This is a genomic window from Bradyrhizobium sp. STM 3561 (assembly GCF_045571455.1).
GTDB classification, from domain to species: Bacteria; Pseudomonadota; Alphaproteobacteria; order Rhizobiales; family Xanthobacteraceae; genus Bradyrhizobium; species Bradyrhizobium vignae.
The window spans coordinates 1,063,075-1,086,964 of sequence record NZ_CP120695.1 but is presented as its reverse complement, the minus strand read 5'-3'; the positions used below and the strand labels follow the sequence as shown (position 1 = coordinate 1,086,964).

Genomic DNA, 23,890 nt, shown 5'->3' with positions numbered 1-23,890 from the left:
ATGGAGGCAGGTACCCGTTCGAGACAACTGCCGAAATTGGACGGGGTGCTGAAAGTCATCTCCGTGCAGTGGGATGGACAATGCAGCGGGTGAGATCTGCTGCTGAGGCGGGGCGGAGATGACGAGATCTCGATCGGCGCAAGGTAAACGGGCGATCTCACCGCTGCCGTGCTGCTATGCGGCCTGCCGCTGATGCGCCAGAAACTCCATCGTCACCTTTTCGACGTTTGAGTCGATCCACGCAGCCATACGCTGCTCTTCCTTCAAAGATGCCTCCAGTTCCGCCTTGGCCTCGGTGACTCCGGCGGCGCCGCACAGCGCAATGAGCGACTTGTAAGCCGCGATCTCGAAGTTCTCGAATGCATTGTTGGCGAAGGTGTTCTTGAGGATCTCGTCATTGGCGGCCGAGTGCGCCATCGCTTGCATGTTGGCCATGACGGACTGCGCGGTGTCCTTGAGGCTGGAGGTGCTCTCGCCACAGGATTGGAGGCACCGCTCGAGCCGTTTCAGCTGCTCGTTGGTCTCCTGAAGGTGAGCTGCAACCTTCGCCTTGACCTCCGGATACTCGTCCAGCCGCTCCGACTGCCGTTCCATCAGCTCCCTCGCCTGCACCTCCATCGCATGTGCATTGCGTAGTCCAACCACGAATGTGTCGCGTGCGGCGTTCGCCATGGGCAATCCTCCTTTTGACTGGCTTCCTTGCCGCAACCGCGGCCCGCAGCGATCGTTCCAAAGCCGCATTCGCTCCCTGATCTGCCCGTTAGCCTCCGCGTTCTGAAGCAGGACCCGGCGGTTAACCTGCGATAGCCGAACATCAAACACATTGGCGGATGCAGGAACCCCCCTGCGGAACGCCTGTTTTCCGCAGCGTGACTTGCGTTTGGCGCCGACTGCCTGCCGAGGGCCCAATGAGTGACACTCCTCCGCAGACCGATATTCGCCACGATCTGAGGCGACCTGGCGACGGGTCGCCAGCGAACGCGTCCGATCCGTACTTCATGCAAATTCGTGACGATCTCGCCGACAAGGGTTTTTTCACGGCCACAGCAGAGGAACTGATTACTTGGGCCCGCACGGGTTCGCTGATGTGGATGACGTTCGGACTCGCCTGCTGCGCCGTTGAGATGATGCAGATGTCGATGCCGCGATATGACGCGGAACGATTTGGCTTCGCGCCACGCGCCTCGCCGCGACAATCGGACGTGATCATCGTCGCCGGCACATTGACCAACAAGATGGCCCCGGCGTTCCGCAAGATCTATGACCAGATGCCGGAGCCTCGATACGTGATCTCGATGGGGTCCTGCGCCAATGGCGGCGGCTACTACCATTACTCCTATTCCGTCGTACGCGGCTGTGACCGCGTCGTTCCCGTCGACATCTACGTCCCCGGCTGCCCGCCGACGGCCGAAGCACTGCTCTATGGCGTCCTGCTGCTTCAGAAGAAAATCCGGCGGATGGGTACCATCGAGCGATAAAACGATCCACAGCAGGTTGGCAAGAAATGACGCAAATTCCCTTACCGTCCGAGGCAAGCGCCGAGCACCCAAAATTCGATCTGGACCGCGACGACAATACGCGTCAGATCGTCGCCGACATCGCCTACAAACAGCTTGCCATCGTCAATGTGATTTTCGTCGGCTGTGAAAATGCCGGGGACGGCAAATGGGTGCTGGTGGATGCGGGTATCCGGGGCTCGGCCCAGGCGATCCGCTCCGCGGCAAGCGCACGTTTTGGTGGCAGCGGCAGGCCCGCCTGCATCGTCATGACGCATGGTCACTTCGACCACGTCGGCGCGCTCGAGACGCTTGCGAGCGAATGGGACGTGCCGGTCTACGCGCATGGAGCCGAACATCCCTATCTCGATGGCAGTCGCTCGTATCCGCGGGCAAATCCGGGTGTCGGTGGCGGGTTGCTCGCGCTGATCTCGCCGCTGTTTCCGACCAGGCCAGTCAACGTCGCATCGCACCTGTATGATCTTCCCGGCGATCAAAGCGTGCCATTCATGCAAGGCTGGCGATGGATCCACACGCCCGGCCATACGCCGGGACACGTCTCGCTCTGGCGAGATCGCGATCGTGTGCTAATCGCGGGCGACGCGTTCATCACCACGCGCCAGGAGTCCGTTTACTCGGCGGTGACGCAAGCGCCGGAGATGCACGGGCCTCCTATGTATTTCACGCCGGATTGGACCAGCGCGAAGGCCTCGGTGTGTAAACTGGCCGCGCTCGCGCCGGACATCGTCATCACGGGACATGGCGCTGCGATGCAGGGGCCTGAGATGCGGGGCGCGCTGGAGACGCTTGCCGCGCGTTTTGACGATGTCGCCGTTCCCCACAACATTGCCGCTGATGATGCAACCGCGAGGAAGGGTGAAGGCCACAGGTAATTGGTCCGAGCCGAACCTCGGGAGAGCGACATGCGTAAGACAAGTCTGGTAGTCCTCATGGCGAAAACGGCCCCACCATAGAATGGCAACCTCCCGCGGCACTAAAGACGTCAACGCGCGCCTCGGGCCGTTTCCTTCCAGACGTGCGCGCGAGCGGCCCCGGCGAGACCCTCCCTTGCGCCGGGGCCGCATTCGTTTCTGCAAAATGCTTCTCCGCAAATTAGAATGCATCTACGCCAGCGACAATCTTGTGGTCGACATGTACGGCAACGTCGCACTCGAATCCACCGGACGCACGGTATCCGTACGTCTCTACAACTCGACGAGAGACCGGGCATGCAGGACATGCTCAGCTACCTTATCGCACGCGACACCATGCATCAGCAGCAATGGCTCGCCGTGATTGAGGAGCTGCGAGCCGAGGCGTCGCTGCCGATCCCGAACAGCTTCGATCGCAGCAAGGAAGCGACCGAGTTCAGCTAACATGTTTATGGCGGCCTCTCGCTGCAGACGGGTCGCTACTGCGAAGGACCTTCCCTCGACGGCAAGGGGACGTTCACGCTCCGCGGCGGGTTCGAGCCGCTGGGCCAGGAGCCGGTGCTTGGACCCGCACGGCCAGACAGCGGCGCTCAGGTGGAGCAGATGAACGAGCCGCCCGTGACGAATGCGCTGAGCTGAAGTCCAATAGCGGGCCGCTGATCTGCTTCAACTTAAACACTAGCAAAAGGCCTCCGGGCTCGGACCGGAGGCCTTCTGGCTCACTGGCGTACATCCGCCCGAGTGAACTTCAGTGCGGCTGCCGGAGCTGCCGCTCTATGTCCAAAGCCTGCTCTGCGTTGCGGACCTTCTTGAGAAGTTCGTTCTTCTCAGCGCCGATCGGCTTGTCGTCGGCTCGCTTCCTCATGTGCTCCGCGAATTGAGCCAAGCGATCTTCCAGAGAGGTTGTGTGCTTGATCCGCCTGCGCTTCAATCCCATCGCGTTTTCCTTTTCTTGATCAGATGAAAATATGCAATTGGGCAGGAGGCGCCCACAACAAAGGTTAATCTCGCACGATTGATGAATCGGCAGACGACTCGCGAGGACTGTCGGTCATCTTGGGCGTGTTCAGTTGCTTACTCAGCCTGCTCCGACGAGCTGGCCCCGTCTTTGGAGTCCTTGAGCGTACCTCGGCTTTGCCCGAACATCCGCTTCATAACAAAAGTTAACGTCGTGACAGAGCAATAGACTTGAGCAGAGCAACCATTCTGCCCAATTGCTGTTTTATCAAGCACAGACACACGAATAGAAGCAGCCGAAGCAATTGCACGAGCCCCGCTCCAGAATTGATCCGTACGATCCCGTTGCCTGCAGCCGCTGGGCACTTCGATTAGGGACAAACGTCAAAGAGCTCAAGGCGGCGATTCATCAATTCGGCAGCGCGGCGGATGCCGTGGCGTACGGCCTGCAGCAGTGGCGGCGCAGCGCCTCGCGCGGGCAGTGGCAAGGCCGCAGCGGCGCACCGCAGGTAGGCATTCTCTCCGATTCCATGGTCGCGCGCGGCGAGCAGCTCGCCTCGGTCTCGATGGTCTGCGTCAACGCGATCGGCCTCGTCGCCGGCGCCGTGCCGCGCATCCTGCCCGCAGCGCCCGAGGCTGATATCGATGCCTACCTGGACGGGCTCGACGGCCTCTTTGTCGGCGGCGGACAGACCAACGTCCATCCGTCCCGCTATGGACAAACGGTCGACGAGAAGCGCGATGGCCCGTTCGATGAATTCCGCGACGAGGTCGCGCTGCGCCTGATCCCGCCGGCGCTGGCGCGCGGCATCCCCGCTCTTTTCGTCTGCCGCGGCTTCCAGGAGCTGAACGTCGCTTTCGGTGGCACGCTGGCGAAGGAGCCGGATGATTTGCCGGAGGACCGGCGCCATGGCACGCCCAAGGCAGACAACGAGGACGCCCGCTACCGTCTGCGGCAGAAGGTGACCTTGCGCAAGGGCGGCGTGCTGCAACAGATCTGCGGCGCGGACTCCATCACCGTGAATTCGCTGCACAGCTTCCTGATCGCCGATCTCGCGCCGGGGCTGATCGCCGAAGCCGTGGCCGAGGACGGCTCGATCGAGGCCGCCAGCGTCGAGGGCGCGAGCGCGTTTGCGCTCGGCACGCTTTTTCATCCGGACTATTGGGCAAGCTCCGACCACGCATCGGCGCGGATTTTGTCGGCCTTTGGCGACGCGGTTCGCCACCACGCCAAGGCGCAACGGGCGGCATAGGCATGCATCGCTACCGCTTCGGGATCGAAGAAGAATATTTTCTGGTCAACCGCCAGTCCGCGGCGCCGCGATCCGAGCTGCCCAAGCCCTACATGGCGGCGGCGCAGAAGCGGCTCGGCGAACGCCTGACCACCGAGATCCTGCAATCGCAGATCGAGGTGGCAACCCCGCCGCTGACGTCTTCAGCCGATGCGCTGGCCGAGCTCGCGCGCTACCGTTCGGTTCTCACCGAGGTCGGCAGGGACCACGGCGTCGGCATCATCGCGGCCGGCACACACCCGCTGGCGCAGCCGCAGCAGCAGCGCATGACGCGCAAGCGCCGCTACAGCAAGGTCATCAGCGACCTCGGCATGGTCGGCCTCGGCAATCCGATCAGCGGACTGCACGTCCATGTCGAGGTGCCCGAGCCCGATTTGCGCGTCGAGATCATGCACCGCCTGGTGCTGTTCCTGCCGCTGCTGCTGGCGCTCTCGACCTCGTCGCCGTTCTGGTGCGGCTACCCGACGGGATTGCTCGGCTACCGCAATGCCGCCAACGACGCCCTGCCCCGAACGGGCTTTCCCGAAATGTTTCGGAACCTTTCCGAATACGAGACCTATGTGAAGACGTTGGTCGATGCCGGAATTGTCCCCAACGCCACCTATGTCTGGTGGGCGCTGCGGCCCTCGCTACAGCATCCGACGCTCGAGCTGCGCATCACCGATTGCTGCACGGCGATTGCGGATTCGGTGGCGATCGCGGCGCTGTTCCGCGCGCTGGTCCGCCACGCCATCCACCATCCTGAGCTGAACGCCACCTATTCGGCCGTGCACCGCGCCCTGGTCGAGGAGAACCGCTGGCGCGCCCAGCGCTACGGAACCGACGGCACCTATATCGATCTGGTGTCGTTCGAGCCGGTCTCATTCAGAAGCTGGCTCGATTCGGTGATCGCCATGGTGGCACCCCACGTCGATCATCTCGGCATCGAGGACGACATCCAGCATCTGATGTCGATCCCCAAGCGCGGCACGTCGGCACACCTTCAGCTCGAATATTTCCGCGGCTTGCGCAAGTTCGGCCGCTCGCCGCGGGAAGCGATCGGCGACGTGACGAAATGGCTAAGGACTTCGACAGAGACCGGCGACTTCACTGCTCGGAACAACGAGCCGAAGAAGGTTCGGGAGCCTTTCGCAACACGAGAATCCTTTGGATCGGAATTGGCTCAAAGTGATGTCGTATCCAAGTGAAGGCCAAAGCGATATCTATTCGACAAGGCACTGGCTCAAGACGTTCGTTCTAATGCAACACGATCTCTTAACGATCTACCTCGCCAAACACGATGTCCAAGGAGCCCAGAATGGCCGAGACGTCCGCCAGCAAATGTCCTTTGCAGAGGAAATCCATCGCTTGCAGATGGGCGAAACCGGGCGACCTGATCTTGCACTTGTAGGCCGTGTTGGTCCCATCTGCGACGAGAAACACGCCGAATTCACCCTTCGGCGCCTCGACCGCGACGTAGATCTCGCCGGCAGGAACATGGAAGCCCTCGGTGTAGAGCTTGAAGTGATGGATCAGCGCTTCCATCGAGCGCTTCATCTCACCACGCCGAGGCGGCGCGACCTTGTTGTCCTGTACGAGCACCGGGCCTCCGCCGTCAGGCGCCTTCAGCTTGTCGATGCACTGCCTCATGATCCGGACGGACTGTCTCATCTCTTCCATGCGAATGAGATAACGGTCGTAGCAGTCGCCGTTCTTGCCGATGGGAATGTCGAAGTCCATTTCCGCATAGCAATCATAGCGCTGCGCCTTGCGCAAATCCCAGGCGGCCCCCGAGCCGCGCACCATCACGCCCGAAAATCCCCAGGCCCAGGCCTGCTCGAGCGTCACCCTGCCGATGTCCACGTTACGCGCCTTGAAGATCCGGTTGAGAGAGAGCAAACGGTCGAGATCGTCAACGACTTTCAGAAACGGTTCGCACCAGGCTTCGATGTCATCGATCAGCTTGGGTGGCAGATCCTGGTGCACGCCGCCGGGCCGGAAGTAATTGGCATGCATCCGGCTGCCCGAGGCACGCTCATAGAACACCATGAGCTTCTCGCGCTCTTCGAAGCCCCACAGGGGCGGGGTCAAGGCGCCGACATCCATGGCCTGAGTGGTGACGTTTAGAAGGTGCGAGAGGATGCGGCTGATCTCGTGATAGAGCACCCTGATGAGTTGGCCGCGCCGTGGCACCTCGATTCCCATGAGACGTTCGATGGCGAGGCAGAAGGCATGTTCCTGCGTCAGCGGGGCGACGTAGTCGAGCCGGTCAAAATAGGGAATGGCCCGGAGATAGGTCTTGGCCTCGATCAGCTTCTCGGTGCCGCGGTGCAGAAGGCCGATATGCGGATCGACGCGCTCGACGACCTCGCCGTCCAGCTCAAGCACCAGCCGCAGCACGCCGTGCGCGGCGGGATGTTGAGGACCGAAATTGATGGTGAAGTTTCTGAGGCTCGGAGATTGTTCTGGCATCCTGCTTCCGATCGAAGATGGCGCAGCCCTCAGCTTAGCCGCGATGCGCGGCAGCCGGCTTCACACAGGTTAACGGCTCGCCGCAAAGGCGAAAATGCGTGCCGCCTCAGCCCTTGGAACACCCGCATTGAGAGCCGATTTCAATGTCGAAATTGGAGATTTAAGAGGAGATATCGATTGCTCACAGCTACCGCCGCTCTCGTGGTCAATCTCCGCTGCCGCTATGCACACCAACACAGGGATTACCGGTGCACCCGGACCTCCAGACTGGCAACCGGCGCCCATCTTGGCTGACCGTGCAGTTGGACCGGGCGGCACGAGCGCAGCCGACCGCCCTCTCACCGCTATCGCGTTCTCCGGCGGTGTTGGCCTCGGCCTATCATGGCGCTGTTCGAAGCACTCACCTCTCTTCTGCTGCCGATCGACTGGGTGACCGGTTCGTCGAGGAGCCATCACCGCCGCGCTGATCGCGGGGGAGCCCGCGTGACGATCGTGTGGAATCTGCGCAGCTATTGGCATGCGCCAAGCAATCCCGCCGACGTGCCGCACGCGGGCGGCCATGCGTTCGCCTTTCGACGTGCAATATGCCGCAAGCCTCACACCAGACCCGAACGACATCTACAGCGTGCGGCGAACCTAAAGCGCCATGCGATTAGAATGAGTCGTCATCGCGCTTTAGGTATTGTTTCAGCATGATCTTTTCGGAAAACCGCTACACACTTTTCCGGATCATGCTCTGGCAACGTCTCTTGGTGTCAGGACCCGAGCTGCGCGTTGTCCTGCCGCCGAGCCGCTCGCGAATGTCGCGCAGCAGCCGCCTGAGACCGTCATCGGCAGCCATGACGTCAGGCGGGGCGATGGTCGTGATGCCCCAGTTCGCGAGTACGGCCTCCTGCACCGGGTTGCGCTGCGCGACGAACACGAAGGATCTCGGCCGGTCCTGGCTGTGCCCGGACTCGTCCCAGATCTGCCAGATCCGGTGCAGCAGCAGCCGGATGTTCGGATCGGACATGCTGTATCCGACGAACAGGAGCGTGCTTCCCAGCGCATCGGCGCGAAACCGGATGTCGAGCGGGGAATTGAAGGCGAGCCGGTTGAGAAAGTCGGTCTCGGTCAGAACCAGCGAGGCATCGTCGTCGAAGTCGCCGTGGAATTTGATGATGTGGGTGACACCGGCACGCGCACTCGCGATCTCCTTCGCGTTGCTGATCTTCGCAAAAGGCTTTTTCAGCACGTCGAACGCGGTTTCCAGGTTGCGGTCGTAATTGGTGGTGTAGATGACCGGAAAATCCAGCTCGACGATCATCCGGTGCAGCTCTGAAGCGGCGATCTTCTCGGGGTCGACACGCCAATTTCGGTCGAGCCAGCTGCGCAGCGGGCCGATTCCGCCGCGCTTGATCCGATAATATTCCGCGAGCATCTGATAGCCGCCGTGCATTCCGTCGATGACGTTGCGTTCGAGGCCGAGATCGTCCAGGAGATGATCGATCAGGGACTGCCAGGACGGCAAGCCGACCGCCATCGAGACGCCGGCGCCCACGAAAAGGACCGCGCGGCGTCGCTCGATCGCCGCTGCGAGGACTTCATGAGGCGGCCGCTCCTCGGATATGAGCCCTGTCGTTTGTTGGTCCATCAGGCTTGAATGACCGGGCGCGCGAGGCGTTCCTAAAGCTGGGCCGCCCGCTCACCTGCCCAGCGGGGAGGATGCGTCTCGCACCGCCTGCGCCGCGAAGCGGGCGATCAGGCGCCGGAGCTGCGCCTTGTGCACCAGGCGCGCCGCCGTCTTGGGCGAGACCCAGATGGCTTCGCGCTCTCCCTTCTCGGGCCACCAGCGCTCGCGCCCGTGCACCTTCATGGGGAAGACGGCAACGTTCATGGTCCGCTTGCGATCGCCTTTTCGCTTGCGGTGCTTGAAGCTGCCCAAGGCGCGCGTTGCCACGACACCGACCAAGCCCGCCTCCTCATAGGCCTCGAGCGCTGCCGTCAAATGCGGCTCCCTGTTGCGCATCGGCGATCCCTTGGGGACGCTCCACCTGCGCTTGCGCCTGGTCGTGATCAGCATCACCCGCAGCTCGGACTTGTCCAGACGAAACGGCAGAGCGGCAAATTGCTTCTTTCCCATCAAACGCCTCCAACGCGCGTTTGATAAGCGAGCGCCGCAGCCATGGTTCCTGTTTGCGACTTGGCGCCTTACCCACGATCAGAACTTCCGCTGGACCATCTTGAGCCGCAGGGCCGAAATGGCTTCTCCGGGATTGAGGCCTTTTGGACATGCCTTCGCGCAATTCAGAATGGTGTGGCAGCGATAGATCCTGAAGGGATCCTCCAGCATGTCGAGGCGTTCGCCCGTGGCTTCGTCCCGGCTGTCATTGATCCAGCGAGCCGCCTGGATCAGAGCTGCCGGCCCGAGGAAACGCTCGGAATTCCACCAATAGCTCGGGCACGACGTCGAGCAGCACGCGCAGAGGATACACTCGTACAATCCGTCGAGCTTGGCCCGGTCCTCGTGACTTTGCCGCCATTCCGTCTGCGGCGTGGGCGACGTGGTCTGCAGCCACGGCTCGATCAGCGCGAGCTGCGCGTAGAAGTTCGTCAGATCCGGCACCAAATCCTTCACCACCGGCTGATGCGGCAAGGGAAGCACGCGCAGCGGCTCGCCTTCCGGAACGTCCTCGTTCATCGACTTGGTGCAGGCCAGCGTGTTCTGGCCGGCGATGTTCATCGAGCAGGAGCCGCAAACGCCTTCCCGGCAGGACCGCCTGAAGGTCAGGGTTGAGTCGACGTTGTTCTTGATCCAGATCAGCCCGTCCAGCACCATTGGCCCGCAATTGTTCTGGTCCACGAAATAGGTGTCCAGCCTGGGATTGCGGCCATCCTCAGGATTCCAGCGATATACCTGAAATTCGCGCAAGCTCTCGCCGGTCGGCTTTGGCCAGACGGTCCCCTGCTCGATGCGGGAGTTTATTGGAAGCCTGAACTCGACCATGATTACCTCTGCTGTCGGACCGGCGAAAAGCAGCGCAGCTGCAAAAGATCATCGACCGAGACGCCGAAAAGGACTGGTCGAAACGCCGGTGCCGTCGCGAGCACGAGCAGCAGCAGAAAGATCGCGTAGACCAGAGGCGGCGGCGTCTTTCTAACGAACCTGTAGACTGCCTTTCGCATGCACTCCCTCCTGCGCGCCCGCCCGTGCCATGGCAACGCCCATGACGATCATCGCTGCTCCCCACAGCAGGAAGCCGATATCCCAGAAGATGCGCTGGCTGTCGGGCACGGTCTCGTTCACCTGATGCAATCTCAGGATCTGGTGATCGACCACGCCTTCGACGAGATTGAAGATGCCCCATCCGATCAGGATGGTCCCGAGACACTGCGAGCGAGACCATCGCAGCTCGCTTCGGCGCGCCCACTGCCACAACACATAAAACCCGGCGAGCACGAGGACGTAGGCGACGCTGTGAAAGATGCCGTCCCAGGTCGTGTTGAGGGTGATGTTGTCGATGGAATTGAGGGGATACCAGCCGCTTAACATATGATGCCATTGCAGCAGCTGATGAAAGACGATGCCATCGAAGAACGCGCCGAGGCCAAGCCCGAGAAGGACGCCTGCGGATGTGGGAAAGTTGGCGGGTCTGCTTTGTAGCATCTGAACTCGTGTGTGGCGCGATATGAAAACGAGACAAGGCGTTTTGCAGTCCGCCGTTCCTATGGCGAGCCACTTGCGTCCCGCAGACGATTGGATGCGTTTAATTGAGGGGTGTTCCGCGCTCAGGGCCAACGCCGCGCCTTCAACTTGATCGATCGATAGGAACGTTCAACGCAGCGAAGCGTCGGTCGCTCACAGTTGGAGATGCACATGCTGAGAAGATCATTCTTGCTTGCCCTCGGAGGGCTTGGGCTTTCGACCTTAGCCGTTCAGGCCCGGACAAATTAGCAGAGGGATTTCAGGACGGCCGACCTCATGGGCGGCGCATTCGCGATGCGGACCAGTCAGCTCGCGCTCACCCGCACCGGCAATCCTGACGTGGTAAATTTCGCGAACGCCGAGATCGCCGAACAGGTGCAGGTGGCAAGTGCGCTCGGTGCCGCTCCAGGCTCGGTACCCCTGCGGCCAGACCATGCGACGATGCTGCAACGGCTTCAGGTCACGCCCTCGGGCCCCTTCGACAGGATGTATGTGCAAGGACAGATTCGGGGCCATCGCGAATTGCTGGCGCTAAACAATTCCTACCTGCGGACGGGCGGTAACCCGCAGGAGCAGCAGGTCGCGCAGATGTCTCTTCCGGTCATCCAGCGACATCTCGCCATCCTGAGCAATCTCAGGGAAATGGCGTAACGGGCACGTACAACCGAGGCGCAACTTCGCCGACGCGCCAGTGGTCTGATGGCCGACCGGTCGCCGCCGGTTCCATCGTTCAAAGTTCAGCCAAATCGAGCGCATCGACAAACACGTCGATCACGCGAACAGGGTTGCTCTCGTTAATAGAATCGTCGAGGCATTCGGGCAATAACGGTCGACTGTCCACGATCCGCCTCCGTAACGGAGCGCTTCATCCAAGCCCCCCGCAAATCGTGCGGGAATCATATCGCGCGAATCACATCGGGCGCAGCGTTTTCACACAGCCAGGGAAAAGCGTTAGTCCGACCCCATCAAACCGGCGTCCGGCTTGCCCCTCATTGTCGAGGTCAAGGCACTGGACCAGATTTGTCCGGATGGGTCACTAGGAGACATCCCAAAGTAAGACAGCTTGCGGTCAGCAAATCAAACCAGCCGCAGCGCCAAGCTCCAGGTTTAGCGGATCGCGTTCGCCACGCAGTTTCAAATAAAACAGGTTGCGAGCGACCTGGAGCCGATTTCGATGCGTGCGCATTGGGATTGGAAGCGAATCCACGACGAGATCGTAAATCGCTCCTAGCAGCGACAGGTCCTCAGGTGAAAATACCTTTGATCCGAGCATCTCGTTTCCATGCGTTTGAAGTGATGCCCTTCTTTCAATCACACCGCCGGAATGTGCGCCTTATCCTTTGCAAAGATTCGTCAGCATTTCGCACATCTCACTCCAGCCCGCACAGGAGCGAGAGCACTCTTGGGAAGGCATGCGCCATCTGACATCGCCCAACATCGGCACGCCCGCGCATCCACGTATGTTGGGTACATGACCGACAGCAGCTCGGTTTGCCGATAACTAATCGCGCATGAACCACTTTCTTTACTGGTGCCGAAAATTCGCACGGCTGATCAAGCCTGAAGACCAATTGCAGCTTGAACCGGCGGAAGAGCGATCATCTTGGATTGAGCGGGAGAAAGCATGGATCAATTCGGACCTAGAGCCGCCGAAAGAGTCCTAAATGAAACGCCACGGCTTCGCCGTTTGCAAATGCATTGCATCATGGCCGCAGAGCGAAACGGGGATCCGTTGCCGAAGTCATCATGGCTCGCCGCGGCAACGGCTTACGACGTCCTGCGATCGTCGCTCGAGCACCTCAAGTCGGCTCCAGCAAGCGTGCGTATTGGTCCGTGATGAGGCGGTAGCAGGGGCATGCCGCAGCTTCGAGACCGGGCCGGTCGATGACTTCGATATGGTCCCGACTATACCGGATGAGGCCGGCCTGCTGGAGCATGCGCGCAGCGATCGTTACAGTTGGACGGTGCACTCCCAGCATCTGGCTCAGGAACTCTTGCGTCGGCATGAAGCTCTCGCCATTGACCTGTCGTGAGTGTGCAGGAGCCACCGGGCGCAAGGCTCCTGCACTTCGTGCAGGCGATTGCATGAGGTCCCCTGCGCGATCTGGTTGAGCAACGCCATGACGTAGCGCATCAGCCGGCCATGGAACGTCGGTGTCTGTCTCAGGACTTCGAGCATGTCTTTCGCAGCAGCGCGGAAACCCGCACCTTCGACCTGGACGAAAACGCGGCTTGGCATAGTCAACGCGCCAAGCAGAAGGGGAACGCCAACCATTCCCTCATTCCCAACCGTGGCAAACTCGACGATGTCCCCGTCTTCCGGCTCATTCACCATCGAGAGCACCCCTCCGGTGGGGAAATACATGTGGGTGATAGGCTCGTCGGGCTCCGCCAGTACCTGCGTGTAACGCAACTCGACGGCTTGCAGATGAGGCTGAACGAGCTTCAGTTCCCGGGCGGGCAGCTTCGCGAGGAGCCTGTTATCCATTGCGAACTCCTCGGGCTCGGGACTAAAGGTAGGTCATCTGTGACATATGGTCTCTGTCCCAATCAGCGCAGTCGGTGGTGGTTCCTGTCTCGGAGCGGTCGCCATCGTGGCCTCCGCAGGGGGCATTCCGGCACTCATTGACATCGTTCGGAGGCTGGAACCGGATTTTCCATTTCCGATATTCGTCGCGCAGCACCTGCCGCGCATCCCGCTTTCCCTCGACCAAACTCTGTCTTGGCACGGCAGACTTCCCGTGAGAGGTGCGCTACCGCCCTTACCCACACCAACCAAACCTACGAGCTTGCACATAGGGCATTTCGTGAGGCTTGGGCGAGCGGAGCTTTACGCTCGCACATGGGTATGTTGAAAGACTCGCGCTACAGGTCGAGCGAAAGCGACTTCTGTCGCAGAAAATCGAAAGCGAGCGCAATTATTCGGTGCCGCCGTCCCGGGTTGAGGGCCATGTCCGTGGTCAGAAGCTGCCCAACCTATGCCGTTTTGCTGCTTCGCGTCACGATTGGCGGGCTTTTCATTGCTCGGGACGCTCCTTCGGCAGGCAAGCGAGACCTCGTCCCCGACATCCACGTCTTCGATATCCTCAGGCAATTCAGCGCCTCCTTCGTCGGCAAAGGTCCTGGAATACACCAGATCGAAATGATAGCGCGGCACGTCCATTCCTCAAGTTTCTGCTTGGGAACGCGCGGTTGAGAAGCTTCGTTCCGTTGCGCGGAGGTCGCTCGGCCCGCCATGCAGGAACATCCCGTTGGCGGAAACATTGCAGGCATAAGTGTTCATCTCGGAGCCAGACATGCACGAAGACCTGCGTGCGATTGCCCAGCCCGGAGCGATCGTGGCCGTCCTCATCGTCCTGCTGCTGATGGCTGCCGGGGATGTCGCGATCCTGATCGCCACCAAGGGCTGGCCGTTCTAGTCGCCGTCCATGGTCGACGTCGGACATATCATCTTCCAGGGTTGGGCGCCGCTGCTCCGCACCGCGATCGGCACCACCATCACCTATATCGCGCTGGTCGTCCTGCTCCGCCTCGCAGGTCCTCGAACCCTCGCAAAGTGGTACGCCTTCGACCTGATCGTCACCGTCGCCCTCGGCTCGACCTTCGCCAACAGCGTCCTGTCGGGCGACATCAGCGTGGCACAGTCCCTGGTGGGCTTCGTGATCCTGATCGGGCTACAATTCATCATCGCCTTTGCCGTGGCGCACTGGAGCCCGCTCCGCATCATCGTCAATCCGCAGCCGACGCTGTTGGTTCATCAGGGCAAACTCGTTCGCGACGCGATGCGCAGCCAGAGGGTCGCCGAGGCGGATGTCCGCGCCGCCGTGCGCCAGCACGGTATCGATCGTCTGGAGGATGTCGGCGCCGTGGTCCTCGAGGCCGACGGTACCTTCAGCGTCATCAGGCAGCTTGGATCCGAGGCTTCGGCGCTCGCCGACATCCCGGAGCTTGGCGGATCGAACGCGGCCAACCGCTCCGATTAGCGGATAGGAACCTTTGTAGAATTGGCCGGTTCCGCCTTTGAAGGGGAGCACGGCGAAGCGTCATGCCAGTCTGGGTTCGAAGAGTTCTGGTGCTGTGCACGAGCTGGCTGTTGACCGCGTGCGCCGGCCGTCAATCGGTGCTCGATCCGCAGGGCCTTCAGTCCGAGCAGATCCGCTGGACGCTGTTCGTCTTCCTCGCTGTCGCCGCCATCGTCTGGATCGCCGTCGTCCTCGTGCTCGGCATCGGAATGTTGCGCTCAAAACGCGCGGCCGACCGGCCGCTCGACCTGCATGACGGGTTCGAAGACCGCAGCGGGCGCGTCATCCTCATCCTGGGCATCGCGACCACGATCATCGTGCTCGGGCTCTCCCTCGTCAGCTATGCCGGACAGCGCACCGTCTTCGCCAAGGACGAGCACGCCCTCACGCTGAAGATCATCGGACATCAATGGTGGTGGGAGGTGCGTTATGAGGCGGACAGCCCCGACCAGAGCTTCGTGACGGCGAACGAGATCCGCATTCCGACCGGCCAGCCGGTGAAGCTCGAGCTGGAATCCGCCGATGTGATCCACAGCTTCTGGGTGCCGAGCCTGACCGGCAAGATGGACCTCATCACCGGACAGAAGAACGAGCTGCAATTCACGGCGAAGAATGCCGGGATCTATCGCGGGCAATGCGCCGAGTTCTGCGGGCTCCAGCACGCCCACATGGCCTTCGCGGTAATCGCGCTGGCGCCGGACGAATTCGGCCGCTGGCGCGACCATGAAAACCAGAGCGCAGCGAGCCCGACCGATCCGCTCGGCAAGCAAGGCGAGGCGCTGTTCCGCTCGCGCGGCTGCGCCCTGTGCCACAACATCAGCGGCACACTCGCCGGCGGACAGCTCGGCCCGGATCTGACCCATATCGGCAGCCGCACCATGATCGCGGCCGGAACGTTGCCGAACACACCGGCAACGCTAGGCGCCTGGATCTCCGATCCCCAGCACATCAAGCCCGGCAATCTGATGCCGAAGATGCCGCTGCAATCGGACGAGATGATCGCGATCCTTCATTACCTGGAGCAGCTCAAGTGAGCCTGGCCGCGGAACAGCGCGAATTGCGCGACGACGTCCTCAATGGCTTTCAGCTGTCCAGGCAGCTTGAGAGCGTCTGGCGCACACCCTCCGGTTTCCTCGGCGCGCTGATGTCGGTCGACCACAAGATCATCGGCCGCCGTTACATCATCACCGCATTCGCCTTCCTGCTGCTCGGCGGCGTTCTTGCGGTGCTGATGCGCATTCAGCTTGCGCAGCCCGAGAGCACGTTCCTCTCGGCAGACAAGTACAACCAGATCTTCACGATGCACGGCTCGACCATGATGTTCCTGTTCGCCGTGCCGGTGATGGAGGCGTTCGCGGTCTACCTCGTGCCGCTCATGGTCGGCACGCGCAACATCGCCTTCCCGCGCCTGAACGCCTTCAGCTATTGGATGTTTCTGTTCGGCGGCTGCTTCCTCTGGATCTCATTCGCCGTCAATGTGGGGCCTGACGTCGGCTGGTTCGCCTATGTGCCGCTGTCCTCGCTGCAATACACGCCGACCAAACGCCCCGATGTCTGGGCGCAGATGATCACCTTCACCGAGGTCGCCGCCCTCGCCGTATCGGTGGAGGTCGTCGTGACCGTGTTCAAGTTGCGCGCGCCGGGCATGACGCTCGATCGCATTCCGCTGTTCGTCTGGGCGATGCTGGTCACGAGCTTCCTCGTCATGTTCGCGATGCCCTCGATCATGGTGGCCTCGACCTCGCTGATCCTGGACCGGCTCGTCAACACGCGCTTCTACGACCCGTCGTCGGGCGGACATCCCCTGCTCTGGCAGCACCTGTTCTGGTTCTTCGGCCATCCCGAGGTCTACATCATCTTCATTCCCGGCACCGGCATGGTCTCGGCGATCCTCGGCACGTTCGCGCGGCGGCCGGTGATCGGCTATCCCATCGTCATCCTCTCGCTGATCGCGACGGGGCTGCTGTCGTTCGGCCTCTGGGTCCACCACATGTTCGTCACCGGCCTGCCGCAGCTCGGCGCCGGCCTGTTCACGGCCTCCAGCATGCTGATCGCGGTGCCGAGCGGACTGCAGATCTTCTGCTGGATCGCGACGCTGTGGGACGGGCGGCCGGTGTACCGCACGCCGCTGTTGTTCGTGATCGGCTTCATCGTGATCTTCGTGATCGGCGGCCTCTCCGGCGTCATGGTGGCCTCGGTGCCGATCGACACCCAGGTGCACGACACCTATTTCGTCGTCGCGCACTTCCACTACGTGCTGATCGGCGGCGCGGTTTTCCCGCTGATCGGCGCCGTCTATTACTGGTTTCCCAAGATCACGGGGCGCATGCTGAGCGAAAAGCTGGGGCGCTGGAATTTCTGGCTCGCCTTCATCGGCTTCAACGTCGCGTTCTTCCCGATGCATATCCTCGGGCTGATCGGCATGCCGCGGCGGGTCTACACCTACACTGCCGACATGGACTGGGCGCATCTGAATCTGCTGTCCAGCGCCGGCGCGCTGGTGTTCGCGCTCAGCTTCGCGCTGCTCCTGGTCAATGCGATCTATAGCCTGCGCAAGGGCGCACTCGCCGGGGACAATCCCTGGGACGCCTCGACGCTGGAATGGGCGACCACTTCTCCGCCGCCGCCGCAGAACTTCGACCGTATTCCCGTCGTCAAGCACCGCGATCCGCTGTGGGCCGACAACGAGAGCCTGCCCGTCGTCGGCGGCCTCAGCGCTGACAAGCGCGAGGTGCTGCTGACCTCGCTGGCCGAGGCCGAGCCGCAAATCCGCGAGGCTTCGCCCGAGCCTAGCCTCTGGCCGCTGCTCACCGCGATCGCGACCACAATCTTCTTCATCGGCTCGATCTTTACGCCCTGGGCGGTGCTCTGGGGCACGCCGCCGATGGCAGTGACCCTGATCGGCTGGTTCTGGCCCTCCGGCGCCAAGGAGGACGAAGAGTGAGACAGACCATCGTCCGCGACGTCTCGGACCTGCCGACCTACGGCTATGGTCCGCGCAGCGGCCCCTGGTGGGGCGCCATGGGATTCATGGCGCTGGAAGGCATGGGCTTTGCCATCGCCATCGGCGCCTATCTCTATCTCTATGCCGTCAACCCGACCTGGCCGATCAGCGCGGCGCCGCCCGATCTCTGGCCCGGCACGGTCGAGACCGTGCTCTATCTGCTCAGCGTCATCCCGAATGAATATACCAGCCGCGTGGCGCACCGGCAGGACCTCCGGAAGACCCGCCTCATGCTGATCGTAATGGCGTTGATCGGCATCGCTCTGTTGATCTTGCGCGGCTTCGAGTTCGCTCATCTCAACACGCGCTGGGACAATTCCGCCTACGGCTCGATCGTATGGCTGATCCTCGGGCTCCACACCACCCACCTTGCCACCGATGTCGGCGACACCGTCGTGCTGGCGGTGTTGATGTTCACGCGCCATGCCAAGCCGCGGCGTTTCAGCGACGTCACCGACAACGTGTTCTATTGGAATTTCGTCGTGCTGGCCTGGCTGCCGCTCTATGTCCTGCTCGATTGGGTGCCACGGCTATGACCGAAGCTGCCGAACGTTCACGACTCCTGTATTGGGCCGGTGTCGCGCTCGGTCCAATCGCGTGGGGCCTCAATTTGCAAGGCGTGTACGTGCTCGCGCATTTCTCCTGCGAAGGGACCAGGATGAGCGGGGCGATCCTGAGCGGCGTCCTGGCAATCGTCGCCCTCGTCGGCACCTTCATCTCGGCGCGCGCGGTGCGGCGCAGCGCCGGGGCGGAATGGAGCGACGCCCGAGGCGGCGGGCCCCGCTCCTTCATGGCCTGGATAGGCGTCCGCATGGGCGTGCTGTTCGCGCTCGTGATCGCCAACCAGCTTGCCGCCTCGCTGTTAATCAGCCCATGCCTGCGCTGAGCTTCGCAGCGCTTCTCCTTGTGCTGCTGACGCAGCCTGCCTTCGCGCACGGGCTTTCCGATGTCGATGCCCGATCGCTCTGGAGCTACGATCCCTGGCTGCTGACCCCGCTCTATCTCGTCGGTATCGGCTTCTATATCGGCACACAGCGGCTGTGGCGGCACGCCGGCGGTGGCCGCGGCGTCAGCTTCGGCCAGGTCGCGGCGTTCTGGACCGGCTGGCTGATCACGGCGCTGGCGGTGACATCGCCGCTGCACTGGCTCGGCGAGCGGCTGTTCACCGCGCATATGACCGAGCACGAGCTGCTGATGGTGGTCGCCGCGCCACTGATGGCCTATGCGCGGATCAACGGTCCGATGCTGTGGAGCCTGCCGGCGTCGCTGCGCCCGGCGGCCGGACGCTTGCTCAATCTGCCGCCGGTGGCGGGCGCCTGGGGCTTCATCAGCCATCCCCTGAGCGCGACCGCGCTGCATGGCGCAGCGCTCTGGGCCTGGCACGCGCCGCCGCTCTATGCATGGGCGCTGGCGAACCCTGCGGTGCACCGGCTCCAGCACATCAGCTTCTTCGCGACCGCCCTTTTGTTCTGGTGGGTGCTGCTGCATGGCCGCGGACAGGGCCGCAGCAGCCGCGTGCGCGACGGCATCGCCATTGCGTGCCTGTTCATCACGATCCTGCATTCCGGCGTGCTCGGCGCGCTGCTGACGATATCGCCGCGGCTTTGGATTCCCGGCCAGGGCGCGCTCGCCGGCGAACTCGGCCTCACTCCGCTCGAAGACCAGCAGCTCGCGGGCGTCTTGATGTGGGTGCCTATGGGCATCCTCTATACCGGCGCGGCGCTGGTCTTCGCGCATCGCTGGCTGACCGTGAACGAAAGCGAGGCGCCGCTCGCGCCGGTCAGGCATCCGGGATGAGCGCCTTCGCATAGGAACTGCAACTTCCGTTCGAACGTTCGCCTGCAGGCGCGAGACCGAAGGGAGATCACATGGGCGAGCGAATTGTCATCGTGACAGCTGCGATCCTGGCTGCACTGTCAATGCCTCAGGCGCTGAACGCGCAGGACCGGCCGCGTCCCGCGATGTCATGTCCGGTCGACCATGATCAGCTTGCCGATATCCTGAAGAAGAGCGTCAAGCCGGGCGGCGGCCCGAGCAATGGCGGGCTCGACAACAATGAATGGGCCGCGGTCGTGAACCGACAAGGCGTCGTCTGCGCCGTCGCCTACAGCGGCAGCAAGGCAGACGATCAATGGCCGGGCAGCCGGGCGATCGCGGCGGAGAAGGCCAACACCGCGAACGCGTTCAGCCTGAAGGACAAGGCGATGGCGTCAGCCAATCTCTACGCGGGCGCGCAGCCCGGCGGATTCCTGTTCGGCGCGGCGCTCAGCAATCCGCCCTCGCCCGAAACGCTCTACGCCGGCAGCCCCGACGATTTCGGCACGTCTCATGATCCGATGGTCGGCAAGCCCGTCGGCGGCGTGATCGTGTTCGGCGGCGGACTGGCGCTCTACGATGGCAACGGCATTGCGGGTGCGCTCGGCGTCAGCGGCGACAGCTCCTGCGCCGATCACAATGTTGCCTGGCGCGTGCGCCACCAGCTCGGGCTCGATCGCGTGCCCGCCGGCGTCAGCCCCAACATGAAGGACGCGATCATCTACGACATCGGTCCCGACGGCAAAAGCCCGTCCGGTTTCGGCCATCCCAAGTGCAACGGCAAGGAGGACCAGATCGCGGTCGATCTCGGCGCCGGCGTGTCCGGGAACGTCGTGAGATAGCTCGGCAATCGGTTTTGGAACCAAGCCGAAGCGCAAGGTTTGTACGTGCACGTTCCGGCCTGCAACGCGGCACGGCCTCGTCATCGCCATGGAGATCTTGATCTATGTTAGTGCGTGGTTTCACGCTGGTAGCGAGCGTGCTTTGTGCGGTCGTTGCGCCGCTCGCAACCGCTTCGGCACAGATCGATCTCGCCAGCCGCATGAAGGACCCCGGCCAATGGCCGATGGCAGCGCGCGATTACGCCAACACGCGCTATAGCGAGCTCGACCAGATCAACGCCGGCAATGCCTCGCGCCTGCAGCTGGCATGGACGTTCTCGATCGGCGCCGATCGCGGCCAGGAGGCGGCGCCGCTGGTGGTAGACGGCACCATGTATGTGGTCGGTCCCTATGCCGGCCCCTACCCCAACCGCGTGTTCGCGCTCGATGCGACCAGCGGCGAACTGAAATGGTCCTACGCGCCAAAGCCGGAGCCGGCGGCCGCCGGCGTCGCCTGCTGCGACGTCGTCAACCGCGGCCTCGGCTTCGACAACGGCAAGGTCTTCCTCAACACGCTCGACAATCACACCGTCGCGCTCGATGCCAAGACCGGCAAGGAGCTCTGGCACACAAAACTCGGCGAGATCAACAAGGGCGAGACCATCACCATGGCGCCAGTCGTGGTGAAGGGCAAGATTCTGGTCGGCAACAGCGGCGGCGAGATGGGCGTGCGCGGCTGGGTCACCGCGCTGGACGAGAACACCGGCGCGATCGCCTGGCGCGCATATTCGACCGGGCCCGACAAGGACGTCTTGATCGGTGACGACTTCAAGCCGTTCTACGACAGTCTGAAAGGCAAGGATCTCGGCGTGAAGACCTGGCCGGCCGACCGCTGGCAGGTCGGCGGCGCCACCATGTGGGGCTGGATCTCCTACGATCCCGACCTCAACCTGATCTATTACGGCACCGCCAATCCCAGTCCGTGGAATGCGAACCAGCGCAGCGGCGATAATCTCTGGAGCACCACGATCTTCGCGCGCGACCCCGACACCGGTCGCGCCAAATGGGCCTACCAAGTCAATCCGCACGACCTGTTCGACCATGACGAGATCAACGAGAACTTGCTGGTCGATCTCGAGCTCAATGGTCAGACGCGCAAGGTGCTGATCCATCCCGGCCGCAACGGCTACATGTACGTGATGGACCGCGCCACCGGCGAGGTGATCTCGGCGGACGCCTATGAGTTCGTGAACAGCTACAAGGGCGTCGATCTCAAGACCGGCAAGATCATCCCGAACGAGGAGAAGACGCCGCTGGTCGGCAAGACCGTGGAGAATATCTGCCCGAGCGCGCCCGGCGCCAAGGACTGGCAACCGAGCGCGTGGTCACCGCGCACCAAGCTGCTCTACGTGCCGCATCAGCATCTCTGCATGGACTTCAAGGCCTCGCAGGTCGGCTATGTCGCCGGCACGCCTTACGTTGGCGCCGATGTCGACATGTATGCCGGCCCCGGCGGCCATCGCGGCGAGTTCATGGCCTGGGATCCGGTCGCGCGCAAGAAGGTGTGGGAGATCCACGAGAAGCTGCCGGTCTGGAGCGGTGCGCTGGTCACCGCCGGGGACGTCGCGTTCTACGGCACCATGGATCGCCTGTTCAAGGCGGTCGACGCCAAGGACGGACGTGTGCTCTGGCAATTCCGCGCCGGCTCCGGCTTCATCGGCCAGCCGGTCTCCTATGGCGGCGCCGATGGACAGCAATACATCGCGATCCTCTCGGGCGTCGGCGGCTGGCCCGGCGTCGTCGCCAATGCCGAGGTCGATCAACGCGTACGCAATGCCGCGCTCGGCTTTACCGGCGCGACGCAGGATCTGCCGTTCTATACGGCCGGCGGAAGCGAGCTGCTGGTGTTCAAGCTCGGCGGAGCCAATGGTGAGGACACCAGCCATGCGCCTTCGAAATAGCGCAATCGCGGTTGCCCTCGTGATCGGGCTCGCGTCCACCGCAGCGGCCGCATCGGACGGCGCGCTGCGCGTCTGCGCCGATCCGAACAACCTGCCGTTCTCGAACAGCGCCGAAGCCGGATTCGAGAACAGGCTCGCCGCCATGGTCGCCGAGCATTTCGGCGAGACCATCGCCTACACCTGGTGGGCGCAGCGCCGCGGCTTCATCCGGAGCACGCTGAAAGCAGGCCAATGCGATGTGGTGATGGGCGTGCCCAAAGGCTATGATCTCGTCGAGACCACAAAGCCCTATTACCGCTCGACCTACGTTTTCGTCAGCCGGCAGGACCGCAAGCTCGATTTGTCGTCGCTGCGCGATCCGCGCCTGCATCATCTTGCGATCGGCGTGCATCTGATCGGCGATGACGGCAACAATCCGCCGCCGGCCCAGGCGCTTGGCGAGGAGGGCATCGTCGACAACGTCCGTGGCTATTCGATCTACGGTGATTATCGCCAGGCCAATCCACCGGCCCGCCTGATCGAGGCGGTCGCGAGCGGCGAGATCGACGTTGCCGCCGCGTGGGGACCGCTGGCCGGCTATTTCGCCCAGCGCTCGGCGGTGCCGCTGACGGTCACGTGGATCACGGACACCGAGGCCTTCGCGCCCCAGCAATTCCAATTCGCCATCGCGATGGGCGTGCGCAAGGGTGACCACGCCTTGCGCGACCGGCTGAACGCGTTCATCGACGGGCATCGATCCGAAATAGGGTCACTGCTGCGCAGCTATGGCGTGCCGCTGGTCGAGCAGCCCGTCACCGCATCGGGAGGACATGAGTGATGTCAGCTCCAATATTGCGCGCGAGCGCCCTATCATTGCTACTGGCGATAGCGCCGCAAAGTGCCGTGCTTGCCCAGCAGAGCCTGCCGCAATCGCAGGAGGCACAGATGCCGACGCTGTCGCCGCGGCCGAATTTCGGCGGCAGCGTCGGCAACGGCCGGCCCGGCGTGTTCATGCAGGTTCCAGTCAGTCCTCTGCACCCGGGCGCGCAGCCCGACCCGCCGCAGATCAAGAATCCCGTGCAGGGCGATCCCAACGCGGAGCAGCGGGGGATGACGTATTACGTCAATTTCAACTGCGTCGGCTGTCACGCGCCGAATGGTGGCGGCGGCATGGGACCGGCGCTGAGCAACAGCACCTTCATCTACGGCTCGCAGCCCGAGAACATCTTCCTCTCGATCTACCAGGGACGGCCGAACGGCATGCCGGCCTGGGGCGGCGTGCTGCCCGACAGCGTGATCTGGGACCTCGTCACCTATATCGGCAAGATCAGCAACGAGCCGAGCCACCAATGGGGCCGCACCTTCTCGGCGAACCCGCTGTCGCCGGAGGTCGAGCAGGTCCCGACCGAGCAAGTGTCGACCACCGATCCGTGGTCGGCGACCAAAAAATTCAATTTTGGCCAGAAGCCTTGAGC

Annotated in this window: 28 protein-coding genes and 1 pseudogene; 19 read left to right on the top strand and 10 right to left on the bottom strand. The window is 62.6% G+C overall.

Going from position 1 to position 23,890, the window contains the following annotated elements; translation table 11 throughout:
• Positions 1–174: 174 nt before the first annotated feature.
• On the bottom strand, positions 175–672 hold the full coding sequence (locus P6U28_RS04840; RefSeq protein WP_122404634.1) for a ferritin-like domain-containing protein: 498 nt from the start codon (positions 670–672) through the stop codon (positions 175–177).
• Positions 673–908: 236 nt separating this feature from the next.
• Between P6U28_RS04840 and P6U28_RS04835 the strand changes: the two genes are divergently transcribed.
• The 3 genes and pseudogenes from P6U28_RS04835 to P6U28_RS04825 all read left to right on the top strand — a co-directional run.
• Positions 909–1,478 carry an NADH-quinone oxidoreductase subunit B family protein gene (locus P6U28_RS04835; protein ID WP_283809900.1) on the top strand — a complete coding sequence of 190 codons (570 nt, stop codon included), beginning with the start codon at positions 909–911 and terminating at the stop codon, positions 1,476–1,478.
• Positions 1,479–1,504: 26 nt separating this feature from the next.
• A complete protein-coding gene (locus P6U28_RS04830) occupies positions 1,505–2,389 on the top strand; it encodes an MBL fold metallo-hydrolase (protein ID WP_122404636.1) in 885 nt (294 codons plus the stop codon).
• 229 nt (positions 2,390–2,618) lie between these two features.
• Positions 2,619–3,067 (top strand): annotated as a pseudogene (locus tag P6U28_RS04825) (manganese catalase family protein); the annotation flags it as partial.
• 109 nt (positions 3,068–3,176) lie between these two features.
• Here P6U28_RS04825 and P6U28_RS04820 read toward each other — a convergent pair.
• Positions 3,177–3,365: a hypothetical protein gene (locus P6U28_RS04820; RefSeq protein WP_122404637.1), complete on the bottom strand. Its 189-nt coding sequence runs from the start codon at positions 3,363–3,365 to the stop codon at positions 3,177–3,179.
• A 454-nt stretch (positions 3,366–3,819) separates the two neighbouring features.
• On the opposite strand from P6U28_RS04820, the gene P6U28_RS04815 reads away from it, so the two are divergent.
• Together P6U28_RS04815 and P6U28_RS04810 are read left to right on the top strand one after the other, a co-directional pair.
• A complete protein-coding gene (locus P6U28_RS04815; RefSeq protein ID WP_244607727.1) occupies positions 3,820–4,638 on the top strand; it encodes a gamma-glutamyl-gamma-aminobutyrate hydrolase family protein in 819 nt (272 codons plus the stop codon).
• A gap of 2 nt (positions 4,639–4,640) precedes the next feature.
• Positions 4,641–5,864, top strand: coding sequence for a carboxylate-amine ligase (locus P6U28_RS04810; RefSeq protein ID WP_407121845.1), 1,224 nt, complete (start codon positions 4,641–4,643; stop codon positions 5,862–5,864).
• 67 nt (positions 5,865–5,931) lie between these two features.
• Here P6U28_RS04810 and P6U28_RS04805 read toward each other — a convergent pair whose 3' ends face one another.
• Positions 5,932–7,128 carry an NADH-quinone oxidoreductase subunit D gene (locus tag P6U28_RS04805; RefSeq protein WP_407121844.1) on the bottom strand — a complete coding sequence of 399 codons (1,197 nt, stop codon included), beginning with the start codon at positions 7,126–7,128 and terminating at the stop codon, positions 5,932–5,934.
• A gap of 381 nt (positions 7,129–7,509) precedes the next feature.
• Between P6U28_RS04805 and P6U28_RS04800 the strand changes: the two genes are divergently transcribed.
• Positions 7,510–7,824 carry a hypothetical protein gene (locus tag P6U28_RS04800; RefSeq protein ID WP_407121843.1) on the top strand — a complete coding sequence of 105 codons (315 nt, stop codon included), beginning with the start codon at positions 7,510–7,512 and terminating at the stop codon, positions 7,822–7,824.
• Positions 7,825–7,840: 16 nt separating this feature from the next.
• Here the strand turns inward: P6U28_RS04800 and P6U28_RS04795 are convergent, their stop codons facing one another.
• The 4 genes from P6U28_RS04795 to P6U28_RS04780 all read right to left on the bottom strand — a co-directional run bounded on the left by P6U28_RS04795 (position 7,841) and on the right by P6U28_RS04780 (position 10,774).
• Complete coding sequence (locus tag P6U28_RS04795) at positions 7,841–8,761, bottom strand: SIR2 family protein (protein WP_122404641.1); 921 nt, start codon at positions 8,759–8,761, stop codon at positions 7,841–7,843.
• Between the two features lie 51 nt (positions 8,762–8,812).
• On the bottom strand, positions 8,813–9,250 hold the full coding sequence (locus tag P6U28_RS04790) for an NUDIX hydrolase (RefSeq protein WP_407121842.1): 438 nt from the start codon (positions 9,248–9,250) through the stop codon (positions 8,813–8,815).
• Positions 9,251–9,328: 78 nt separating this feature from the next.
• Positions 9,329–10,114: a succinate dehydrogenase iron-sulfur subunit gene (locus P6U28_RS04785; RefSeq protein ID WP_122404643.1), complete on the bottom strand. Its 786-nt coding sequence runs from the start codon at positions 10,112–10,114 to the stop codon at positions 9,329–9,331.
• A 150-nt stretch (positions 10,115–10,264) separates the two neighbouring features.
• On the bottom strand, positions 10,265–10,774 hold the full coding sequence (locus tag P6U28_RS04780) for a DUF2243 domain-containing protein (RefSeq protein WP_122404644.1): 510 nt from the start codon (positions 10,772–10,774) through the stop codon (positions 10,265–10,267).
• Positions 10,775–11,089: 315 nt separating this feature from the next.
• Here P6U28_RS04780 and P6U28_RS04775 point away from each other — a divergent pair, with 315 nt between their 5' ends.
• Positions 11,090–11,464 (top strand): DUF4142 domain-containing protein, encoded by a 375-nt coding sequence (locus tag P6U28_RS04775; protein WP_209296311.1) that lies wholly within the window; start codon positions 11,090–11,092, stop codon positions 11,462–11,464.
• 418 nt (positions 11,465–11,882) lie between these two features.
• On the opposite strand, the gene P6U28_RS04770 is transcribed toward P6U28_RS04775, so the two are convergent.
• From P6U28_RS04770 to P6U28_RS04760, 3 genes are all read right to left on the bottom strand, one after another.
• Entirely contained in the window at positions 11,883–12,086 is a 204-nt protein-coding gene (locus P6U28_RS04770) for a hypothetical protein (RefSeq protein WP_145987039.1), read from the bottom strand.
• A gap of 526 nt (positions 12,087–12,612) precedes the next feature.
• On the bottom strand, positions 12,613–12,819 hold the full coding sequence (locus P6U28_RS04765; RefSeq protein WP_160118867.1) for a helix-turn-helix domain-containing protein: 207 nt from the start codon (positions 12,817–12,819) through the stop codon (positions 12,613–12,615).
• The gene (locus P6U28_RS04760) at positions 12,798–13,301 is read right to left on the bottom strand and encodes a Crp/Fnr family transcriptional regulator (protein WP_145987040.1); all 504 of its coding nucleotides are present in this window, start codon (positions 13,299–13,301) and stop codon (positions 12,798–12,800) included. Before P6U28_RS04760 ends, P6U28_RS04765 begins: the two co-directional genes overlap by 22 nt.
• 46 nt (positions 13,302–13,347) lie before the next feature.
• On the opposite strand from P6U28_RS04760, the gene P6U28_RS04755 reads away from it, so the two are divergent.
• The 12 genes from P6U28_RS04755 to P6U28_RS04700 all read left to right on the top strand — a co-directional run bounded on the left by P6U28_RS04755 (position 13,348) and on the right by P6U28_RS04700 (position 23,888).
• The gene (locus P6U28_RS04755; RefSeq protein ID WP_122404647.1) at positions 13,348–13,668 is read left to right on the top strand and encodes a chemotaxis protein CheB; all 321 of its coding nucleotides are present in this window, start codon (positions 13,348–13,350) and stop codon (positions 13,666–13,668) included.
• Between the two features lie 441 nt (positions 13,669–14,109).
• Complete coding sequence (locus P6U28_RS04750; protein ID WP_283809901.1) at positions 14,110–14,232, top strand: hypothetical protein; 123 nt, start codon at positions 14,110–14,112, stop codon at positions 14,230–14,232.
• 9 nt (positions 14,233–14,241) lie between these two features.
• A complete protein-coding gene (locus P6U28_RS04745) occupies positions 14,242–14,796 on the top strand; it encodes a DUF421 domain-containing protein (RefSeq protein ID WP_122404649.1) in 555 nt (184 codons plus the stop codon).
• 62 nt (positions 14,797–14,858) lie between these two features.
• Entirely contained in the window at positions 14,859–15,869 is a 1,011-nt protein-coding gene (coxB, locus tag P6U28_RS04740) for a cytochrome c oxidase subunit II (protein WP_122404650.1), read from the top strand.
• On the top strand, positions 15,866–17,779 hold the full coding sequence (gene ctaD / locus P6U28_RS04735) for a cytochrome c oxidase subunit I (RefSeq protein WP_122404651.1): 1,914 nt from the start codon (positions 15,866–15,868) through the stop codon (positions 17,777–17,779). The genes coxB and ctaD overlap by 4 nt, the downstream gene beginning before the upstream one ends.
• Positions 17,776–18,375, top strand: coding sequence for a cytochrome c oxidase subunit 3 (locus P6U28_RS04730; protein WP_122404652.1), 600 nt, complete (start codon positions 17,776–17,778; stop codon positions 18,373–18,375). Before ctaD ends, P6U28_RS04730 begins: the two co-directional genes overlap by 4 nt.
• Positions 18,372–18,725, top strand: a complete 354-nt coding sequence (locus P6U28_RS04725; RefSeq protein WP_122404653.1) for a hypothetical protein — start codon at positions 18,372–18,374, stop codon at positions 18,723–18,725. The genes P6U28_RS04730 and P6U28_RS04725 overlap by 4 nt, the downstream gene beginning before the upstream one ends.
• Positions 18,713–19,636, top strand: coding sequence for a cytochrome c oxidase assembly protein (locus P6U28_RS04720; RefSeq protein WP_407121841.1), 924 nt, complete (start codon positions 18,713–18,715; stop codon positions 19,634–19,636). Before P6U28_RS04725 ends, P6U28_RS04720 begins: the two co-directional genes overlap by 13 nt.
• Positions 19,637–19,707: 71 nt before the next feature.
• Positions 19,708–20,496 (top strand): heme-binding protein, encoded by a 789-nt coding sequence (locus tag P6U28_RS04715; RefSeq protein WP_245163265.1) that lies wholly within the window; start codon positions 19,708–19,710, stop codon positions 20,494–20,496.
• 104 nt (positions 20,497–20,600) lie between these two features.
• Positions 20,601–22,436: a methanol/ethanol family PQQ-dependent dehydrogenase gene (locus P6U28_RS04710; protein ID WP_122404655.1), complete on the top strand. Its 1,836-nt coding sequence runs from the start codon at positions 20,601–20,603 to the stop codon at positions 22,434–22,436.
• The gene (locus P6U28_RS04705) at positions 22,405–23,253 is read left to right on the top strand and encodes a substrate-binding domain-containing protein (RefSeq protein WP_407123199.1); all 849 of its coding nucleotides are present in this window, start codon (positions 22,405–22,407) and stop codon (positions 23,251–23,253) included. Before P6U28_RS04710 ends, P6U28_RS04705 begins: the two co-directional genes overlap by 32 nt.
• Entirely contained in the window at positions 23,253–23,888 is a 636-nt protein-coding gene (locus P6U28_RS04700) for a cytochrome c (protein ID WP_122404657.1), read from the top strand. Before P6U28_RS04705 ends, P6U28_RS04700 begins: the two co-directional genes overlap by 1 nt.
• Positions 23,889–23,890 lie beyond the last annotated feature (2 nt).

What these genes read in the sequence shown, in the direction of transcription:
- P6U28_RS04745 (WP_122404649.1), top strand. Translation starts at nt 14,242, where the DNA reads ATGGTCGACGTCGGACATATCATCTTCCAGGGTTGGGCGCCGCTGCTC.
- P6U28_RS04710 (WP_122404655.1), top strand. Translation starts at nt 20,601, where the DNA reads ATGTTAGTGCGTGGTTTCACGCTGGTAGCGAGCGTGCTTTGTGCGGTC.
- P6U28_RS04760 (WP_145987040.1), bottom strand. Translation starts at nt 13,301, where the DNA reads ATGGATAACAGGCTCCTCGCGAAGCTGCCCGCCCGGGAACTGAAGCTC.
- P6U28_RS04720 (WP_407121841.1), top strand. Translation starts at nt 18,713, where the DNA reads ATGCCTGCGCTGAGCTTCGCAGCGCTTCTCCTTGTGCTGCTGACGCAG.
- P6U28_RS04800 (WP_407121843.1), top strand. Translation starts at nt 7,510, where the DNA reads ATGGCGCTGTTCGAAGCACTCACCTCTCTTCTGCTGCCGATCGACTGG.
- P6U28_RS04820 (WP_122404637.1), bottom strand. Translation starts at nt 3,365, where the DNA reads ATGGGATTGAAGCGCAGGCGGATCAAGCACACAACCTCTCTGGAAGAT.
- P6U28_RS04790 (WP_407121842.1), bottom strand. Translation starts at nt 9,250, where the DNA reads ATGGGAAAGAAGCAATTTGCCGCTCTGCCGTTTCGTCTGGACAAGTCC.
- P6U28_RS04750 (WP_283809901.1), top strand. Translation starts at nt 14,110, where the DNA reads ATGCACGAAGACCTGCGTGCGATTGCCCAGCCCGGAGCGATCGTGGCC.
- P6U28_RS04725 (WP_122404653.1), top strand. Translation starts at nt 18,372, where the DNA reads ATGACCGAAGCTGCCGAACGTTCACGACTCCTGTATTGGGCCGGTGTC.
- P6U28_RS04755 (WP_122404647.1), top strand. Translation starts at nt 13,348, where the DNA reads ATGGTCTCTGTCCCAATCAGCGCAGTCGGTGGTGGTTCCTGTCTCGGA.
- P6U28_RS04795 (WP_122404641.1), bottom strand. Translation starts at nt 8,761, where the DNA reads ATGGACCAACAAACGACAGGGCTCATATCCGAGGAGCGGCCGCCTCAT.
- P6U28_RS04810 (WP_407121845.1), top strand. Translation starts at nt 4,641, where the DNA reads ATGCATCGCTACCGCTTCGGGATCGAAGAAGAATATTTTCTGGTCAAC.
- P6U28_RS04830 (WP_122404636.1), top strand. Translation starts at nt 1,505, where the DNA reads ATGACGCAAATTCCCTTACCGTCCGAGGCAAGCGCCGAGCACCCAAAA.
- P6U28_RS04700 (WP_122404657.1), top strand. Translation starts at nt 23,253, where the DNA reads ATGTCAGCTCCAATATTGCGCGCGAGCGCCCTATCATTGCTACTGGCG.
- P6U28_RS04805 (WP_407121844.1), bottom strand. Translation starts at nt 7,128, where the DNA reads ATGCCAGAACAATCTCCGAGCCTCAGAAACTTCACCATCAATTTCGGT.
- coxB (WP_122404650.1), top strand. Translation starts at nt 14,859, where the DNA reads ATGCCAGTCTGGGTTCGAAGAGTTCTGGTGCTGTGCACGAGCTGGCTG.
- P6U28_RS04840 (WP_122404634.1), bottom strand. Translation starts at nt 672, where the DNA reads ATGGCGAACGCCGCACGCGACACATTCGTGGTTGGACTACGCAATGCA.
- P6U28_RS04780 (WP_122404644.1), bottom strand. Translation starts at nt 10,774, where the DNA reads ATGCTACAAAGCAGACCCGCCAACTTTCCCACATCCGCAGGCGTCCTT.
- P6U28_RS04765 (WP_160118867.1), bottom strand. Translation starts at nt 12,819, where the DNA reads ATGCCGACGCAAGAGTTCCTGAGCCAGATGCTGGGAGTGCACCGTCCA.
- P6U28_RS04775 (WP_209296311.1), top strand. Translation starts at nt 11,090, where the DNA reads ATGGGCGGCGCATTCGCGATGCGGACCAGTCAGCTCGCGCTCACCCGC.
- P6U28_RS04770 (WP_145987039.1), bottom strand. Translation starts at nt 12,086, where the DNA reads ATGCTCGGATCAAAGGTATTTTCACCTGAGGACCTGTCGCTGCTAGGA.
- P6U28_RS04785 (WP_122404643.1), bottom strand. Translation starts at nt 10,114, where the DNA reads ATGGTCGAGTTCAGGCTTCCAATAAACTCCCGCATCGAGCAGGGGACC.
- P6U28_RS04715 (WP_245163265.1), top strand. Translation starts at nt 19,708, where the DNA reads ATGGGCGAGCGAATTGTCATCGTGACAGCTGCGATCCTGGCTGCACTG.
- P6U28_RS04835 (WP_283809900.1), top strand. Translation starts at nt 909, where the DNA reads ATGAGTGACACTCCTCCGCAGACCGATATTCGCCACGATCTGAGGCGA.